The 16863-nt window shown below is 63.8% G+C and carries 16 protein-coding genes; 12 read left to right on the top strand and 4 right to left on the bottom strand.

Features of this window, described 5'->3' with window-relative positions; translation table 11 throughout:
• Positions 1-486 precede the first annotated feature (486 nt).
• The 3 genes from GSQ89_RS10260 to GSQ89_RS10250 all read left to right on the top strand — a co-directional run bounded on the left by GSQ89_RS10260 (position 487) and on the right by GSQ89_RS10250 (position 4081).
• Positions 487-1566 (top strand): sulfotransferase family protein, encoded by a 1080-nt coding sequence (locus GSQ89_RS10260; protein WP_216856101.1) that lies wholly within the window; start codon positions 487-489, stop codon positions 1564-1566.
• A gap of 96 nt (positions 1567-1662) precedes the next feature.
• Positions 1663-3354 carry a methyl-accepting chemotaxis protein gene (locus tag GSQ89_RS10255; RefSeq protein ID WP_254073151.1) on the top strand — a complete coding sequence of 564 codons (1692 nt, stop codon included), beginning with the start codon at positions 1663-1665 and terminating at the stop codon, positions 3352-3354.
• A gap of 67 nt (positions 3355-3421) precedes the next feature.
• Positions 3422-4081 carry a leucine-rich repeat domain-containing protein gene (locus GSQ89_RS10250; protein WP_216856100.1) on the top strand — a complete coding sequence of 220 codons (660 nt, stop codon included), beginning with the start codon at positions 3422-3424 and terminating at the stop codon, positions 4079-4081.
• A 142-nt stretch (positions 4082-4223) separates the two neighbouring features.
• On the opposite strand, the gene rpsD is transcribed toward GSQ89_RS10250, so the two are convergent.
• Entirely contained in the window at positions 4224-4838 is a 615-nt protein-coding gene (rpsD, locus tag GSQ89_RS10245) for a 30S ribosomal protein S4 (protein ID WP_158924677.1), read from the bottom strand.
• Positions 4839-5013: 175 nt separating this feature from the next.
• Between rpsD and GSQ89_RS10240 the strand changes: the two genes are divergently transcribed.
• Both GSQ89_RS10240 and GSQ89_RS10235 read left to right on the top strand, forming a co-directional pair.
• Positions 5014-5214 carry a hypothetical protein gene (locus tag GSQ89_RS10240; RefSeq protein ID WP_158924670.1) on the top strand — a complete coding sequence of 67 codons (201 nt, stop codon included), beginning with the start codon at positions 5014-5016 and terminating at the stop codon, positions 5212-5214.
• 100 nt (positions 5215-5314) lie between these two features.
• A complete protein-coding gene (locus GSQ89_RS10235; RefSeq protein WP_158924668.1) occupies positions 5315-6493 on the top strand; it encodes a pepsin-like aspartic protease in 1179 nt (392 codons plus the stop codon).
• Between the two features lie 15 nt (positions 6494-6508).
• On the opposite strand, the gene GSQ89_RS10230 is transcribed toward GSQ89_RS10235, so the two are convergent.
• Entirely contained in the window at positions 6509-8368 is a 1860-nt protein-coding gene (locus GSQ89_RS10230) for a di-heme-cytochrome C peroxidase (RefSeq protein ID WP_158924666.1), read from the bottom strand.
• Positions 8369-8597: 229 nt separating this feature from the next.
• Between GSQ89_RS10230 and GSQ89_RS10225 the strand changes: the two genes are divergently transcribed.
• Positions 8598-9392: a M48 family metallopeptidase gene (locus GSQ89_RS10225; protein WP_158924664.1), complete on the top strand. Its 795-nt coding sequence runs from the start codon at positions 8598-8600 to the stop codon at positions 9390-9392.
• A gap of 1 nt (position 9393) precedes the next feature.
• Here the strand turns inward: GSQ89_RS10225 and GSQ89_RS10220 are convergent, their stop codons facing one another.
• A complete protein-coding gene (locus GSQ89_RS10220) occupies positions 9394-10164 on the bottom strand; it encodes a glucose 1-dehydrogenase (protein ID WP_158924662.1) in 771 nt (256 codons plus the stop codon).
• A gap of 131 nt (positions 10165-10295) precedes the next feature.
• Positions 10296-11048 (bottom strand): SDR family NAD(P)-dependent oxidoreductase, encoded by a 753-nt coding sequence (locus tag GSQ89_RS10215; protein WP_158924660.1) that lies wholly within the window; start codon positions 11046-11048, stop codon positions 10296-10298.
• Positions 11049-11153: 105 nt separating this feature from the next.
• Here GSQ89_RS10215 and GSQ89_RS10210 point away from each other — a divergent pair, with 105 nt between their 5' ends.
• The 6 genes from GSQ89_RS10210 to GSQ89_RS10185 all read left to right on the top strand — a co-directional run bounded on the left by GSQ89_RS10210 (position 11154) and on the right by GSQ89_RS10185 (position 16831).
• Positions 11154-12149 carry an LLM class flavin-dependent oxidoreductase gene (locus tag GSQ89_RS10210; protein ID WP_158924658.1) on the top strand — a complete coding sequence of 332 codons (996 nt, stop codon included), beginning with the start codon at positions 11154-11156 and terminating at the stop codon, positions 12147-12149.
• 46 nt (positions 12150-12195) lie between these two features.
• The gene (locus GSQ89_RS10205) at positions 12196-12948 is read left to right on the top strand and encodes an alpha/beta fold hydrolase (RefSeq protein WP_158924656.1); all 753 of its coding nucleotides are present in this window, start codon (positions 12196-12198) and stop codon (positions 12946-12948) included.
• Between the two features lie 88 nt (positions 12949-13036).
• Complete coding sequence (locus tag GSQ89_RS10200) at positions 13037-13627, top strand: Uma2 family endonuclease (protein ID WP_158924654.1); 591 nt, start codon at positions 13037-13039, stop codon at positions 13625-13627.
• A 373-nt stretch (positions 13628-14000) separates the two neighbouring features.
• The gene (locus GSQ89_RS10195; protein WP_158924652.1) at positions 14001-14861 is read left to right on the top strand and encodes an NAD(P)H-binding protein; all 861 of its coding nucleotides are present in this window, start codon (positions 14001-14003) and stop codon (positions 14859-14861) included.
• Between the two features lie 20 nt (positions 14862-14881).
• A complete protein-coding gene (locus tag GSQ89_RS10190) occupies positions 14882-16054 on the top strand; it encodes a M20 aminoacylase family protein (RefSeq protein ID WP_158924650.1) in 1173 nt (390 codons plus the stop codon).
• A 222-nt stretch (positions 16055-16276) separates the two neighbouring features.
• Positions 16277-16831 carry an HD domain-containing protein gene (locus tag GSQ89_RS10185; protein WP_158924648.1) on the top strand — a complete coding sequence of 185 codons (555 nt, stop codon included), beginning with the start codon at positions 16277-16279 and terminating at the stop codon, positions 16829-16831.
• The last annotated feature ends 32 nt before the right edge of the window (positions 16832-16863 follow it).

Here is a 16863-nt window from a genome sequence, read left to right as displayed (position 1 = left end):
GCGAATCGTACCCCCGCCGCGTCGGGCAAGCCGTTTTTCGCTCAATCCGGCAACGAAATTACATCCCAGCATGGCCTAGGGCGAAGTCCGGGCCATCCGCCCCAGTAAGATACCGGACCAGATACCCTGCACTTCGCTGGCCCAAAACAAGACCAACATGTCAACGTCAACGGTCACCCATATAAGCCCAGCGGCGAGTCCAGAACCATTTAATACGCACAAACAATAATCGAGCCATGGTTCGATAATACCGGCCCGCTTAAGCCCGATTCAGCCGCCACCAACCACCCCGTCATACCAACGAATGTCGGTATCCACACCTTTTACTTTACAACCAAAGACCTGGACAGTGAACCCACGCTCACCACGACAGGGAGTGGATAAAAACGCGAACGCCGCCAGAACAGGGCGCGAAAATTAACCTGTTGTTAAGAACTTTGCCGCAAGTTGATCTCGTTATATCCCAAACGGAGGAGATCAATACTCATGCATGCGACGAAACAAACCGCACTGAAGAATTTCGCGGACTTGGTGCGGGATGAAGATCCAAGCATTTCCTCTATGTGGCTTCCACCCGATGGACGTCTGCAACTGTCCGGTATCGCGCTCGACGACGCCTGCGCCAGCGTCACCGCGCGTCTCGCCGAAGGATTCCGCGGACTGAAGGAAGACGATTTCCCGATGCATTATTGCGCCTGGGGCAAGGCGCGCGTCGGGTCCACCGCGCTGAACAACATGTTCGGCCTGGCCGGATTCCCGTCCTACTATCAGCCGGTCAAATCGATGCTTCGCACCACCTTCGCCGGCCAGCGGCCGGAGCCGTGGATTTTGCCCTCTACCCAGCAGCATCCCCGGATTTTCACCAAAGAGACTCAAGGACCCTATACCCTGGGGGAGAGCCTGTTCATTCCTCTGCAAGTCCTGATCGAGGCCGGCTATCCCCCCAGCAAGCTGCACCTGATCGTGCTGGAACGCGATCCGGAACGATCGCTGGCGTCGTGGCTGAAAAAACTCACGGCACTCCGGTCCGCCGACACCTTGGTGGCGCATTACGTCGTTTCCGCGCTGAATGTAAACCGGGTGCGCAGCTACGCGCAACGCCATGGTGTCCCGGTCACGCATTATGTTTATGAGGCGAGCAAGGAACCGGTGACGGCGGCACGTGCCCTGTTCGCGCGCCTCGGCCTGTCGCAACTCTATGCCGACAACGCGGTGACCGATTGGGGTGAGCACGGGCAACTCGACGGTCTGGCGACTCACCAGATCATCTACCCGCCGCAGCCCACCATCTACGATCTGCCGGGGCTGCATGGCTCCGACAGCGGATACCGCTATCAGAACGGCGGAAATTCCGTTACCGACGAACAACGGCACCTGCTGGAATCCACCGGGGTCAACCAGGTCTATCAGGATGCGGTCGAGGCCTGCGTCGCCGATCTCGGGCTGGATGCGGGCACCGCGGCGCGGCTGTTCGGCCGGCACGCCCCGACCGGCTTCATCATCCCGGCAGCGGCGATGGCGACCATCCGCATGGCGGGCCGGGTTAATGATTTGGCAATACATTAGCGATAGCGTCCGCACCAGGACATCCGACGGACCCCAGCATGATCGCCGGCCGGTTCATGCGGGCGTCCGCCATCCCATCGAAAGGGAGTTGTCTTGGTGAATCGCTTCTCAATTTCACAGCGTTCCATGCTGTTCATTCCGCTGCTGCTACTCGCGCTCGGGGTCGTGACATGGCTGGGGCTTTCCGAGGTACACAGCGGCCTGCTGCAGGACCGCAAGGAAGAATTGAAAAACCTGGTGCAGGTGGCATCCGGCGTCATCGACGGATGGCATCAAAAAGAAGTCTCCGGACAGTTGACCCAGGAACAGGCGCAAAAGGGCGCACGTGACGAGCTGTGGCATTTACGTTTCGGAAACAACACATATTTCTTTATCCAGGGCTATGACGGCACCACCGTGCTGCATATCGACCGCAGGCTGGAGGGAAAGAACCGCATCGACACGACAGACCCGGACGGCGTCTACACCGTTCGCGGCCAGATCGAGGCGGCGCAGCGCGGCGGCGGCTATGTCTATTACCGCAATCCGCGATCGGGCGGCACATCGGCCAGCGACGTTAGCACGGCCATCCCCAAACTGTCCTACACCGCACCGTTCGAACCATGGGATTGGGCCGTCGGCACCGGGATCTACATCGACGACGTGGACACCATTTTCGACCGTGTCGTCTGGACCTTTGCCCTTCTGGCCGGGGCGACGCTGATCCTTGGCATCGGCCTTTGTTACCTTGTCGGCCGCAGCATCAGCCGTCCGCTGTCGCTGATCACCGAACGCATGGCGCAACTGACCGGCGGCGACCTGAATGTCGAGGTGCCGTACCTGGACGACAGGCACGAAATCGGCCACCTCGCCCAGGCACTGGAAGTGTTCAAGGTCAACCGGCGGAAGGTCAACGAACTGGCGACGGAACAAAATGCCGCCCAGGCCGCAAAACTGCGCCGGCAAGAAACGATCGAGCGGGTGATCAGTGAATTCCAAGGCCGGACCACGCAAGTGGTCGAAACCGTGGCGCGTGCGGCGCAAAGCGTTCAGTCGCATGCCGGCAGCCTGGCGACGATGGCGCAGCAAAGCCGCAGCCAGGTCGATGTGGTCAATCAGGCAGCCAACGACACCACCGGCAACGTGCAGACCATCGCCAGCGCCGCCGAGGAGCTTTCCGCCGCGGTCAGCGCCGTCACCCAGCAGGTCACGCGCTCGACGGAAGTCGCCGAACGGTCGGTCGCCGAATCGAACCGGACCAGCGAGACGATGCGCGGCCTGTCCGACGCCTCGCAGAAGATCGGCGACATCGTGCAGGTGATCCAGGACATCGCCAGCCAGACCAACCTGCTGGCGCTGAATGCCACGATCGAGGCGGCGCGCGCCGGTGAGGCCGGCAAGGGCTTCGCCGTGGTGGCGAGCGAGGTCAAGACGCTCGCCAACCAGACGACCAAGGCCACAGCGGAGATCCAGCAGCAGATCAACGGCATCCAGGCAGAAACCACCCGGCTGGCCCACGCGATCTCCGGCATCGGCAAGACGGTCGCGGATATGCGTGTCATCTCCACCGATATCGCCGTGGCGATGGAACAGCAGGGTGCGACGACGCAGGAGATCGCGCGCAACATCAACCAGGCGGCGAGCAGCACGAAGGATGTCTCGACCAACATCGCCGGCGTGGCGCAGGCCGCAGACGCCACCACGCGATCGGTCACCGAACTGCATGAAGCGTCCGACGCCCTGCTACGCGAGGCAAACCTGCTCAGCGCCGGGATGACGGACTTCTTCAAGGAGATGCGGGCGGCCTGATGGGCGCGCGATGGACCGGCTGCGCGATCTGTTCCTAGACTGATCGGGAACGAAATCGGGGCGTGACGTGGAGCAGTCTGGTTCGGAGGTCCGGCTTGAGCGGGTGATGTTGGCTGACCTGCCGGATCTTGCCTCACTGACCGGTGCCGAGCGGCTGTTCCTGACCCGTACGCCGATCAACGACCTGACTCCGCTGGCGGGTCTGACGCGGTTGCGGGTGCTCGGGCTGCGGTTGACGCGGGTGGCTGATGTTACGCCGCTAGCCGGGTTAACGGCGTTGGAAAGCCTGATCCTGTCGTTCACGCCGGTCGCGCAGGTGGCGCCTCTGGCCGGGCTGAGGCGGCTGGGCAGTCTGTTCCTGACCGGCAGTCTTGTCGCCGATATTGTGCCGTTGGCTGGGCTGACCGGGTTGACGCGGCTCGATCTGGGCGGCACCGCGGTGGCGGATCTGCGGCCGCTGGCCAGTCTGCCGGGGTTGGAGAGCCTGCAACTGTCCAGCACCAAGGTGACCGATCTTTCGCCGCTGCGGGGACTGACAAAGCTGCGCGTCTTGGAACTGGGGGACACGGCAATCGCCGATCTGACCCCGCTGGCCGGACTGACAGCACTGCGACGGCTGGATATCAGGGGAACGCCCGCAGCGGACCAGCCGGTGCCGCCACAGCTAGATGGGTGTGAGATCGTGTCGTCGACGACATTCAGACGGCGGCGTGGGCCGTGGCGCTGAGGGGCGTCTGTCAGGACCATCCGCCGGTGCGCAGACGACCGGGACACGCCCGGTCATGACGGTGAGAGGTTGCCCCCAACGCAAAACGCCGCCGCCTATCCCCCGCGAGAGGAACAGACGGCGGCGTCGAACAAGCCCGGGATCAGCGCGAGTAGAACTCGACCACCAGGTTCGGTTCCATCTGCACCGGATACGGCACATCTGACAGTTTCGGGGCGCGGGCGAACCGGCCCTTCATGGCGCGATGGTCGACTTCCAGATACTCCGGAACGTCGCGTTCGCTGCTCTGCGTCGCGTCCAGCACCACGGCGAGTTGCTTGGATTTTTCCTTCACCTCGATCGTGTCGTTGTCCTTGACCAGATAGGACGGGATGTTCACCCGCTTGCCGTTCACCAGCAAATGCCCGTGCGACACGAACTGCCGAGCCGCGAACGGGGTAACGGCGAACTTCAACCGATAGGTCACCGCATCCAGCCGGCGTTCCAGGATCTCAATCAGGTTCTCCGAGGTATCGCCCTTACGACGCACGGCTTCCTCATAGTACTTCCGGAACTGCTTCTCGCTGATGTTGCCGTAGTAGCCCTTCAGCTTCTGCTTCGCCATCAACTGGGTGCCGAAATCGGTCGGCTTCTTGCGGCGCTGGCCGTGCTGGCCGGGGCCGTATTCACGCTTGTTGACGGGCGATTTGGGCCGGCCCCACAGGTTGATACCCAGGCGGCGATTGATCTTGTATTTCGATTCGGCGCGTTTAGTCATGGGCGCGTTTGGCCCTTTCGTCCTGTTGTTGCACCGGTAGGCCCATTGGTCGCATACCAATAGACGGGCGCGGACCCCGAAGGTCCGTCCACGTTCCCGGCCGTGAAGAGCGGGGCGTATAGGCGCGCGGATGGCGGCTTGTCAAACATTCCCGCCATCGTTAGCAACCCGCCCCATGGTCACACGCAGCGATATCATCTGGCTCGGCGTTTCCGCGGGCGTCATGGGCAGCCTGATCGGCGGCATGATGCTGGGCATCGGCCTGGACCTGATCGTCAACGGCCAGCCCTGGGGCTGGCTTCTGCTGTTGCCGGGCGCCCCCGTCTCGGCGATCCCCGGCTGGCTACTGGCGCGCAAGCTGGCCCGACAGGCCTGACCCGCCGACACCGTTCGGTACAGGTCCCCAATATTTTTGACGTCTAACCGGGTTTCCGATACGGTCCACCAACTCTTGTCGTCGAGCAAGCGGGGTCAGAATGGCGGATCCGGCGCGGATTCCGATCACCAATACGGTCACCGGCAACGCCTTTACCCTGGCGCTTTCCGTGGGCACGCCCGCCGTGCCGGTCAACGTCCTGCTGGATACCGGCAGCAGCATGACAGCGGTGAACCTCGATCCCTACGACCCGAGTGCGGACCAGGCGGCCACCACGACACAGCTATTGCAGAACGGCAGTTTCCAGGATGGCACCTTTATCGCGGCCGTGGTGCGGACCCGGATCGGATCGCCGCCGGACGCAGCCGGCGTCGCAATGGCGGTGCCGCAGGCCAATCTGGGGGTGGTCTACAATATCAAACCGTTTTTGTTCGGCAACGCCGACGGGATCCTGGGGCTGGGTTACCCGGCACTCAACGCCGCCAGCACGATGCCGGGGAACACCTGGGACAATCGTTATACTGCAGCGCAACTCGGACAAGGGCAGTCCGCCGGCACCCTGCCGCCCTATCTCGACCAGCTTGTGGCGGCGGGCCAGGCCGCCAACAAATTCGCCTTCGCGATCCAGCGGTCGATCGCCAGCAAGGCGGCGGACAGCGCCATGGCCGACCGCCTCAACACCGGCGTTTTCGTGCTTGGCGGCGGCGAGGAATACACCGACCTCTACACCGGCGATTTCACCTCGGTCGCCGTGGTGCATGAGGCGTATTACAACACCAATCTGACCGCGATCCAGGTCGGCGGCCGGACAATCCCCGTGGCGCCCACGCCACCCGGAGGCGCGGCGGCATCCAATTCGTTCATCGACAGCGGCAACAGCGGGCTGATGCTTGATCCGGCATTGTACCAGCAGGTCATCGGCCTGTTCAACGCGGTCGATCCGACGTTCGGTTCGGCGCTGCAAGCGCCCGGCTTCGATCAGACGAAGCTCGATCTGATCCGATGGCCGGCACTGGGGTTGGTTCTGCAAGGCCCCGGGGGCACCTCGGTGACCCTGACAGTACAACCAAAGGATTACTGGCAGTTCGACGGCTACGGCGCGGGAACCGCCACCGCCGGCCTGATCAACGGCGGCGCTCCGCATCCGGGTCAGTCGATCCTCGGACTGCCGCTGCTCGCCGGCCACTACGTGGTGTTCGACCGAACCGGAGGCCCGAACAACAGCGTGATCAAATTCGCCGCGCCACGCGATCCGAACGCGGCACCACTCGTCGCATAAAGCCAGGCGCCCCCGCTACAGCGTCTTCATGTATTCGACCAACGCCCAACGATCCGCATCGGTCAGTCCGGCGTTGTTGTAATCATGCCCGGCGTTCGAATTGCCCGGCAGGCTGGTGTCGAACAGGAAGCTGTTATCGCCTGATTTGGCCGTTTCGTAGCCGACGTTCTTCGGATCGAACTCCCGCGTGCCCAGGTAGAATGTCTTGCTCCGCTGCGCGGGGGGCAGCAGCATTTCCCACAGATTGGGCACCGAACCATCGTGCAGATAGGGCGCCGTCGCCCAGATGCCCTGCAGCGGCCGGCCCTTGTAGACCATTTTCGGGTCCGTCGGATCATCCTTGAAATTCACGCAGGCGTCAGCCCGCGCCTTCTTCGGATCGACCCCGGCCGCCCGGTTGATCTGCACCGGCGGCGGCAATCCCTGCGAGCGGAAAATCACCAGGCTGGCGACCGTCCATTTGTTGTTGGCCAGCACGCCGGTCACAGCATTGGTCAGCAACACCAGATTGGCGGACGGGTCCTGGATGGGCGCGCCGAGGACCACATTTGCCTTGTTCCCAGTGAACAGGCCGCTGCTGGCCGAGTCCATCACCGCATTGCACGCCATCCAGAAATCGGTCCCGCTGCCGTGCTGATTCGTGCCGGCCACAGGGAAAACCGGTTGCAGCGTGGTGGTGAACGTCTCGGTCAAGTCGCCTTGCGGCTTGGTCGGCACGGTGTGGCAACCGGCGCAATCCTTGGCGAACAATTGCCGCCCGGTGTCGGCCAGTTTCGGATCGATGGCGCCGAACGCCGCCGGCCATACCGGCGGTTTCAGCTTCTCCAACTGGGCTTCCATGTCATCCAGCGTCTTGACGCGGACGCTGGACGCATAGCCGCCAAGGCCAGGGTTCTTCTTGATGCCGACATCGCCGAACACGCCGATAACCTCGCCCGTGTTTCGACCGAGCGCCCCATAATGCACGCCGGCGGCCACCGAGTTCACGGCGATCCCGTTCCATTCCACCCTGTCCAACTGGGGCACATTCCACAGGAACGGATAGCTTGTGGGCGCATCCGATGGATTGGCCCGCTGATGGGCGATACTGGCCGGCGTCGCAAGCAGCGAGACCTTGTTGTAGATGTGGCCGATCGCATCGAGCCGCCCGAAGCCATAGGCCGGGATACGATGCACCGGATCGTCCTGGTCCGGGTCGTTCAGGGTGTTCAGCTTGTCGTTCCAGGCGTTCCACTTGTCGAGGGCCACCTTAAGCGTGGCGCGATCGGCCGGCGTTGCCTTGGCGCCGAGGACGCGGGCCGCGAAACGGTCGAATTTCGGCCCCGGGGGGGCGGTTTCGTGCACCGCAAGCGCCAGTTGCGCGGTAAAGGACTGGAAGTCGGCGAGCGAGGGGCCGCCATCCGCCCGGAACGTCGTGCCCTTGTAGGTCATCTGCGTCGTGTGGCACGCCGAACAATTCATCCCGACCCAGGGTTCCTTGTCGGATTGGTTGGACGCCCATTGCAACCGGGTGCCCGTCAAATTCTTGTCGGACTGGCAGTCGATGGTGAAGCCAAGCGGCAGCGCCGTGTCGTAGGGACAGGCCGGGTCCGTCGTTTCGCCGGCGACCGCCTGATTGGGCAGGTAGCGGAACGTGCTGATATAGGCCGGATCGAGGAACATTCCGGTACTATCGGGCTGCTCCAGATTATCCAGCCAGACCCGCGGTATCAGGCGCGACCCCTGCGACGTCATATACCATGCCGCTCGGCTGCCGCTGTCCCAGCCCTGTGTCGTATCGGTTGGCGAGAGCGGATCGGCCGCGACACATCCGGGCGTTGCCAGCACGACTAAAATTGGGACAATAGCCGAAAATAAACGGACAAGACGTGACATGGCGTGCCCCTTTTTTGACTGCTGGCACAAGGGTGGAGACGCCCCCCCTCGCCCGGTCATTACTGGCGACCGTAGCCGGCATGATTGGATTTTGCAACATTTCCGCCCGGCCCAGGTGCCCGCGAAGCCGTCGCGGTGCCATCGATTTTTCTCTATCGCGCCAAACGAACCGTCGCGTATGATTCCGAACGGCCTCGAGCCGAACGTGACTCAAGGCCGGGGGATAGACGTGCTCGCACGACATTGGCTGTTGATCGCGGCCCTGCTGCTGCCGCCCGGTCTCGCGCGCGCCGCCGATCCGCCGATGACCCAGGATCAGGCGATGGCCCTGCTGCACGATGGCAAACGCCAGGAAGCCTTGCACGCGCTCGACGCCATCATCGCCGCCAACCCGCCCGACCCGACCCAGGCCCTGTTCGCCGCCAGCCAGATCGATTTGCAGGACGGTGACTGGCGATCGGCCAAACCGTTTGTGAAGCGGCTGATCAAACTGCGTCCAGCCTCGTTTCAGATCTGGGAGATGATGGTTCAGGTAGACCAGGCCGCGGGCGACACCGAGGACTGCGACCTCGACATCCAATCGCTGCACGCGGCCTGGCAAAGCGCGACGGACCCCCAGATACGATCGCAGATCGCGTTCGTGCGCGACCATGTCACCGGCCCAAAGCACACGCTGGTCGCGCAGCAGACATTTGAGACCGGCGGCGACGATAGCCTGCGTTTCCTGTTTCAGCCGCTGGACGAGGCGGGACAGGCCCGTCACCTGATCGTCGTACAATCCGATAGCGCGACCAACGAACGTTGGCGGGAAAACGGCACCATCCCATACGGAACGGTGGTCTATCACCTCGATACCACCGAGCAGCGCGCCGATGGCCAATCCGTGGTTCGGCCGTACAAGTACTTTCTGGAGCCGCCCGGCTACGACCAGGTGCGTGCCATGGTCGTAGCCATTCTGGCCGGCACCATAAAGCCGCTGACCGGCGACCCGGATCCCTTCTGGGCCGGCGAACCCGCCAAATAGGTCAGCTCGCGGTCATGCCGCCATCGACCTCGTACGCCGCACCGGTAACGTAGCTGGCCCGGTCGGAGCACAGCCACACCACCGTTTCGGCGATTTCCCCGGGTTCGCCGAAGCGGCGCATCGGCGTGCGCGCCAGGACCGCATCGACGCGTGGCGACTCACGGGTCGGGCCGGTCATGCGGGTGACGATGTAGCCGGGGCAAACCGCATTCACCCGCAAATTGTCCTGGGCATATTCCACCGCGGCGGACTTGGTCAGGCCGATCACACCATGCTTGGCAGCGACATAGGCGCTGGACGTCCGCAGCCCCAGCAATCCGGCGATGGAGGCGGTGTTGACGATCGCCCCGCCCCCGGCCGCGAGCATCAGCGGGATCTCGTGCTTCATGCACAGCCAGACGCCCTTCAGGTTGACCTCGATCATGCGGTCGAAGGATTTCTCCGACCATTCGTGGGTCAGTTGGCCGGTGGCGTCGACCTGGTGGCCGGCGATGCCGGCGTTGTTGAAGGCGCAGTTGATCTTGCCGTAGGCGGCGATGACGCCGTCCAGCATGGCCTTGACCTGGGCGGTGTTGGTGACGTCGCCGGACAGGGAGATCGCCTGTCCGCCGGCACCGTTGATCAGGGCCACGGTTTCGCGGGCTGAATCCGCCTCGAAATCGGCGACGGCCACACGGGCGCCCTCACGCGCCATGGCCAGCGCCGTCGCTCGGCCGATGCCGTTGCCGCCGCCGGTCACCAGGGCGACTTTTCCGTCGAGTATACCGGGCATTTTCGTTTCCTCCGTTCCGTCCGCGGGCGTTAGAGCGTGATGACCGGAGGCGGACTCGCCGGAGGTCTGAATCACGCGATCAAACAAAGAGTTAGAGCTGGGTGGCTGAGCGCAAGCGAAGTCACCCGGCTCTAATGGAACACGCGCCCGGCGTCGATGACAATGGTCTGGCCGGTCATGGTTTCGGTGCGGCACATGGTGACGACCTGGTCGGCGCAGTCGTCCTTGTCCGCGGCCTTCTTCAGCAGCGCGGTGGACGCGGAACGCTCGATCATCTCTGGCCGCAGATTGGCGGTCGCTCGGGTGCCCTCGATCAGCCCGGGGGCGACGCAGTTGACCAGCGTCTCCGGCGCCATCGCCACCGCCATGCAGCGGGTCAGGTGGATCAGCCCGGCCTTGGACACCGCATAGGCGATGGAAGACCCCGTCGGGTGCAGCCCGGCGACCGAGGCGATATTGACCACACGCCCCCTGCCCTGCGCCTTCATGATCGGCGCCGCGGCCTGGGTCAGTCGCATCGGCCCGGTCAGGTTGACCGCCATGATCTTGTCCCAGACCTGCGGCGTCATGTCGTCGAGGTTTTGGAACGGAACAGCGTGGTTGTAGGCGGCGTCGTTGATCAGGATGTCGAGCCGGCCGAAGCGCTTCATGACGTTGTCGATCAGCGCCTGGATGGCCGTGCCGTCGGTGATGTCGCAGCCGAAAGCGGCGGCATTGATCTGGTAGCGAGCAGCCAGATCCCGGGCAACGGTTTCGGCCTGGTCCTTACTTTGGGCGTACATGACGGCGATGTGGGCGCCTTCTTTCGCCAGAGCGTGACAAATGCGTTGGCCAAGACCGCCGTTACCGCCGGTGACAAGCGCGACCGCGCCTTTAAGATCCATGGGGTTTCTCCTGTTTGGTGGCAGTTTGGTGCCAGGGGGTCGGCGCGGCAAGCGGTGGACTTTCGCGGCGGGGAAGCACAGCATCCCCGGGGGAGACGGGAAACAATGAAAGTCGGGATTCTGCAGTTCTTCGGCTGGCGCGACCGGTCGGTGCCGCTCAATTCGGTCTATGAAACCGCGCTGGAGCGCTTTTCCATCATGGACCAGACCGGCTACGACGCGGTCTGGCTGGCAGAGCACCATTTTTCCAGCTTTTCCGTCTGCCCGTCGGTCCACATGATGGGCACCATGGCGGCGGCCAGGACTAAACGCCTGCGGATCGGCATGGCAGTGTCGCTGGCGCCGTTCTACAACCCGCTGCGGCTGGCCGAGGAAGTGGCGCTGCTGGACGTGCTGTCGGGCGGGCGGGTCAACTGGGGCGCCGGACGCGGCTTCGAACGCAGCGAGTTCGCCGCCTTCGGCATCCCGGGTGAGGAAAGCGCGCCCAGGTTCCACGAAGCGGTCGAGATCGTGCTGAAGGCGTGGACCAACCAGCGCCTGTCGCACGAAGGCCGGTTCTTCCAGTATGACGGGATCGAGGTGCTGCCCAAGCCCGTCCAGGCGCCGCATCCGCCGGTCTGGATGGCGGCGTCATCCACACCCGCCATCGATTGGGCGGCGAGCCAGGGGTATTCCATCCTGATGGACCCGCACTCGACCCGCGCCGATCTGGTCACGAAACGACAACATTACGCGGCAAAGCTGGCCGAGGCGGGATACACCGACGCCGGCCGGCTGATCCCGATGGCCAGGCTGGTCGCCGTGGATGAAACGGCCGAGAAAGCCCGCGCGGTGGCGAAACGCGTGGCGGAATGGACGATCGCATCCTACGTCGGACCCAAACATAACAGCGTTCGTCAGGAGGCCCGCAATTTCGGCGGCAAGGATCCGGTGGATTATTACTTGGACGACGTGATGATCCACGGCACCGCGGACAGCGTGAGCGATCAGATCCTGGCATTTGGCGAACGGATCGGGATGAACTATCTGATGGCCGCGCCGATGAGCGGACGATCGTTCCGGTTGTTGACGGATGAAGTGCTGCCCCGGATCGCGGATTGACGCCCGGGCCTGGGTCGCATCACAGTTGCACAGGGAGGATGTTGTCATGCCGTTCTACGAAAAAGGCGACGTGCGTATTCATTACGAGGAGGTCGGTTCCGGCTTTCCCCTGCTGATGATCCCGGGCGGGGGGTTGAATTCGGATATCTCCTTCCTCAACGAGAAAGGGCCATTCAACGCGTTCGAATCGTTCAAGGACGAATTCCGCTGCATCTCGATGGACCTTCGCAACGCCAATGGCGGCCAGTCCACCGGCCCGTTGGAGGTCGATCGGCCCTGGGATTCCTATACCGACGATCAACTGGGGCTGATGGATCACCTGGGCATCGACAAGTTCCTGGTGATGGGGTTCTGCATCGGCGGCCCGTTCATCTGGAACATGCTGCGCCGGGCACCCAATCGCGTTGTCGCCGCCGTGCTGGCACAACCCAGCGGGTCGCGGCCGGAAATGCGTGATCTGTTCTACAACAACAATATGACCGGCTGGGGCCCGGCCCTGTGCGCCAAACGGCCCGAAATCACGATGGCAACCGTGGACGCCTTCCTGACCAGGATGTACCGCACGGACCCCGATTTCGTGTTCACGGTCAGCCGGGATTTCGTCCGCCAGTGTAAGACGCCGTTGCTGGTACTGCCGGATGACGTTCCAGCGCACCCCTACGCCGTGGCGATGGAATCCGTTCGGTTGGCGCCGAACGCGCAGGTCAGCCTGTATCCGTGGAAGGATCCGAAAGACCTGATCCCGCTGGCGCTGCGGCATGTGCGGACATTCCTGCGGGCGAACACACCGGTTCGGTGAGGACGACGACAGTCTGCCGCTCGGACGCTGCCTTGTTTGACGGTGTCGGGTAGCCGGTTTCGTGCCAGGATGGCATCCGGAGGGCCGGATGTCGGAGGCAAAGCGGCAGACGAATTGGACCTGGGAAACCTACCTCGACTGGGAGTCTCGCCAGCCGACCCGCTACGAGCTTGTGGATGGCCAAGTCTACGCCATGGGTGGAGGGACGGCGGACCAGGACACCATCGGCAACAATTTGCGTGCCGCATTGCACGCGCAGTTGCGCGGCAAACCTTGCCGGCCGCACGGGCCCGATCTGAAGGTAAGGGCGGGAAAGGACGGCCGCTATCCGGACGCTCTGGTTGACTGCGGCCCGCGCGTGCCGGGTGCATTGTATGCTCAGGAGCCAGTGGCAGTCTTCGAGGTCCTGTCCAAGAGTACGGGATGGATCGACCAGAGTTTGAAGCTGCGCGACTACGATGCCACACCCAATGTTCGGACCTATGTGCTGATCAGCCGGGATGAATTGCGTGCGATGGTCTATGCGCGTGACGCGGATGGGCGGCTTGGGATTCAAAGTGCCGTTCTTCTGGAGGGTACGGCGGCATCAATCGAGATACCGGAATTAGGATTGGCGTTGCCATTTTCAGGGTTGTACGAGGGGTTGGAGCTGGCTTCCGATCGGGTGGCCGGTCTCTGAGTGTCGCGTTGTTTGCCGCGCCGGCTGCACTTACGTTGTTCGAGGACGCACGCGTGGATGGCGCGATGGTGACTGTAACAGACCGATCGGTGCGTGTCCGGCGGTTGCCCTTGGCAAGGGTCAGACAAGTAAGAACTTGGACCGAAAAATAAACGCAATATTATCCAAGAATACTATCAGCGATGGCGACCCATTCCACCTCGACCACCATCAGGTTTTAATTTTCCTTATCTTCGTTCATCTGCGGTTCCAAATTCTTCCCTGGATCGACAAATCCGCCGACGGACGACATCGCACCGATTTCAAATGCGATTACCTTGGGCATATCTCCCAGGGTCTTGTCCCACCGCACAAGATGTGCGTTTCAGCACGCATGAGCGATCCTGTTTACGTCATTGGCGCGTCCGGCCGCTCCGGTCTGGCGCTGTGCCAATCCCTGTTGGCTGATGACATCCCGGTGGTGCCGGTGGTGCGCGATCCGGCAAAATGGGCCGCCACCGACCTGCCGGGCGAACCAAGACAGGCCGACCTTCGCGCGCCCGCTGCCTTGGCTCAGGCCCTGGCCGGCGCCACCCGCATCGTGTCCTGCGCCCACGCCCGGCATACACCAGCCATCCTCGCCGCCGCGCCCGCCGCCGCCGTGCTGATCCTGCTCGGCAGCACGCGCAAGTTCACCCGCTGGCCGGACGCCCACGGCAACGGCGTCCTGGCCGGAGAAGCCGCGCTGCTGGACTCCGGCCGCAACGGCGTGATGCTGCACCCGACGATGATCTACGGCGCCCAGGGCGAGAACAACGTCCAGCGCCTCGCCGGCCTGCTGCGGCGGCTGCCGGTCATGCCCCTGCCCGGTGGCGGCCGGTTCCTGGTGCAGCCCATCCACCAAACCGACGTGACACGCTGCATCAGGGCAGCCCTGGACCGCCGATGGGACGGTCCCTCCGCCCTGGTGATCGCCGGCCCGGAACCAATCCCCTACGCCGACCTCGTCCGAGCGGTCGCCGCCGCGGCATCGCTGCGAAAACCGCTCATCATCCCCTTCCCCGCCGCGCCGCTGATCGTAGCCGCCCGCCTGACCAGGCACGTCACCGCCCTGCCGACGATCCAGCCGGCGGAAATCCGCCGCCTGATAGAGGACAAGGCATTCGACATCGCACCCATGCGCGCAATTCTGGGCGTCGAGCCGATTCCGCTGCCGGAAGGGCTTGCGCTAACCTTCGCGCCATTCCACGAATAGCGATCCCGCCGGAGACCCCTATGCCGATCATCAACAGCATCGCCGCGATCCACGCCGACATGACCGAATGGCGCCGCGACCTGCACGCCCACCCCGAACTGTCGATGCAGGAAAGCCGCACCTCCGGCGTGGTGCGCGCCAAACTGGCCGAATTCGGCGTGGATGAGATCATCACCGGCATGGCGACCCACGGCGTCGTCGGCGTGATCCGATCCGGAACGTCCGACCGGGCGATCGGCCTGCGGGCCGACATGGATGCACTGCCGATCCATGAGGAAACCGGCCTGCCGCATGCCAGCCAAACCCAGGGCGTGATGCACGCCTGCGGTCACGACGGCCACACGACAATGCTGCTGGGGGCAGCGAAATACCTGGCCGAGACCCGCAACTTCGACGGCACCGTCTACCTGATCTTCCAGCCCGCCGAGGAATTCGAGGGCGGTGCCGACATGATGGTCAAGGACGGCCTGTTCCAACGCTGCCCGATGGATAAAGTCTACGGCCTGCACAACTGGCCCGAGATGAAAGCCGGAACATTTCTTTGGCGCACCGGCCCGGTCATGGCGGCGGTCGGCTTCTTCGACATCGTGGTGACCGGCAAGGGCAGCCACGGTGCCTCGCCGCACCAGGGCATCGACCCGATCATGGTCTCGGCCCAGATCGTCGGCGCACTGCAGACGATCGTTTCCCGCAACATCGAGCCGATCGAGGGCGGCGTCGTGTCGATCGGCAGCATCGCCGGCGGCGAGGCTTACAACATCCTGCCCGAACGCGTAACGATGAAAGGCACCGCCCGCTGGTACCGGTCGGAGGTCGGCGACCAGATCGAATCAGGCATGAAGCGGCTGGTCCACGGCGTCGCCGAAAGCTTCGGCGCGACAGCCGACCTGCACTTCTTCCGCCACGCCCCGGCCACGGTGAACGATGCCGAGGCAACCGCCCTCGCGGTGGATGCCGCTCGGCATGTCGCCGGCGGCGACGGCGTAAGAGAGATGCGGGCGCCAACCATGGGCGGAGAGGATTTCGCCTACATGCTGAATGCCAAACAGGGCGCCTATCTGATGCTGGGCGGCGCGCGCGGCACGAACGACCCGCTGCTGCATCACCCGCGATACGATTTCAACGACGAAATCCTGCCGGTCGGCGCATCGTGGTGGGCAACGCTGGTGGAACAGCAACTGGCAAAGGGATAGCTTCCAGGACGACATCGCCACGAAGCTGCCCGCCGCCGATACAGCACGGACGCCAGTGCGCTCGATCCAGCGCGCAGAACTCGCCAGGCCAGGCTGCCGTTTGAGGCAGACAAATCGTAACCTTGGCGGCCCGTCACAAGATCTTCACACGCGCCGCGCGTTGCGCCCCACCCTATGGGTCGATACCGTCCGGCCCATTCACGGCACAGGCAGGACCCCCGGATGACCGACCCAAGACTGGCACACATCGCCGATCTGCTGACCCTGAAGGCCGACGGATCGTACGGGCTGAGTGCCGTCAACCAGCGCCAGCACGCGCTTCAGGCGGCCTGGCTCGCCGAGAAAACCGGCTGTTCGGATGCCCTGATCGCAGCCAGCCTGCTGCACGACATCGGCCACCTCGTGCATGACCTCGGCGACAACCCCGCCGAAGCCGGCATCGACGACCAGCACGAACAGCGCGGCCATGACTTCCTGGCCACCCTGTTCGGCGCCGAGGTCACCGAACCCGTCCGCCTGCACGTCGCCGCCAAGCGCTACCTCTGCGCCACCGAAGCCGATTATTTCGCCAAACTGTCGAAAGACTCCGTCCTCAGCCTGTCGCTGCAAGGCGGCCCGATGTCGCCGCCCGAGGTCGCCGCTTTCGACGCCCTGCCCCAGTCCGCGGCCGCCGTGCAACTGCGCCGCTTCGATGAACAGGCGAAGGTGAAAAACCTGCAAACCCCAACGGTCGAGCACTTCCTGCCCGCCGTCGAGCGCTGCCTGCTACCGGCCTGAGCACGATCGTGCGGGGCGCGTGAATCACGCGC

It is taken from the genome of Acidisphaera sp. S103 (assembly GCF_009765975.1).
In the GTDB taxonomy this organism is placed as follows: Bacteria; Pseudomonadota; Alphaproteobacteria; order Acetobacterales; family Acetobacteraceae; genus Rhodopila.
This window is presented reverse-complemented; position numbering and strand designations above follow the sequence as displayed.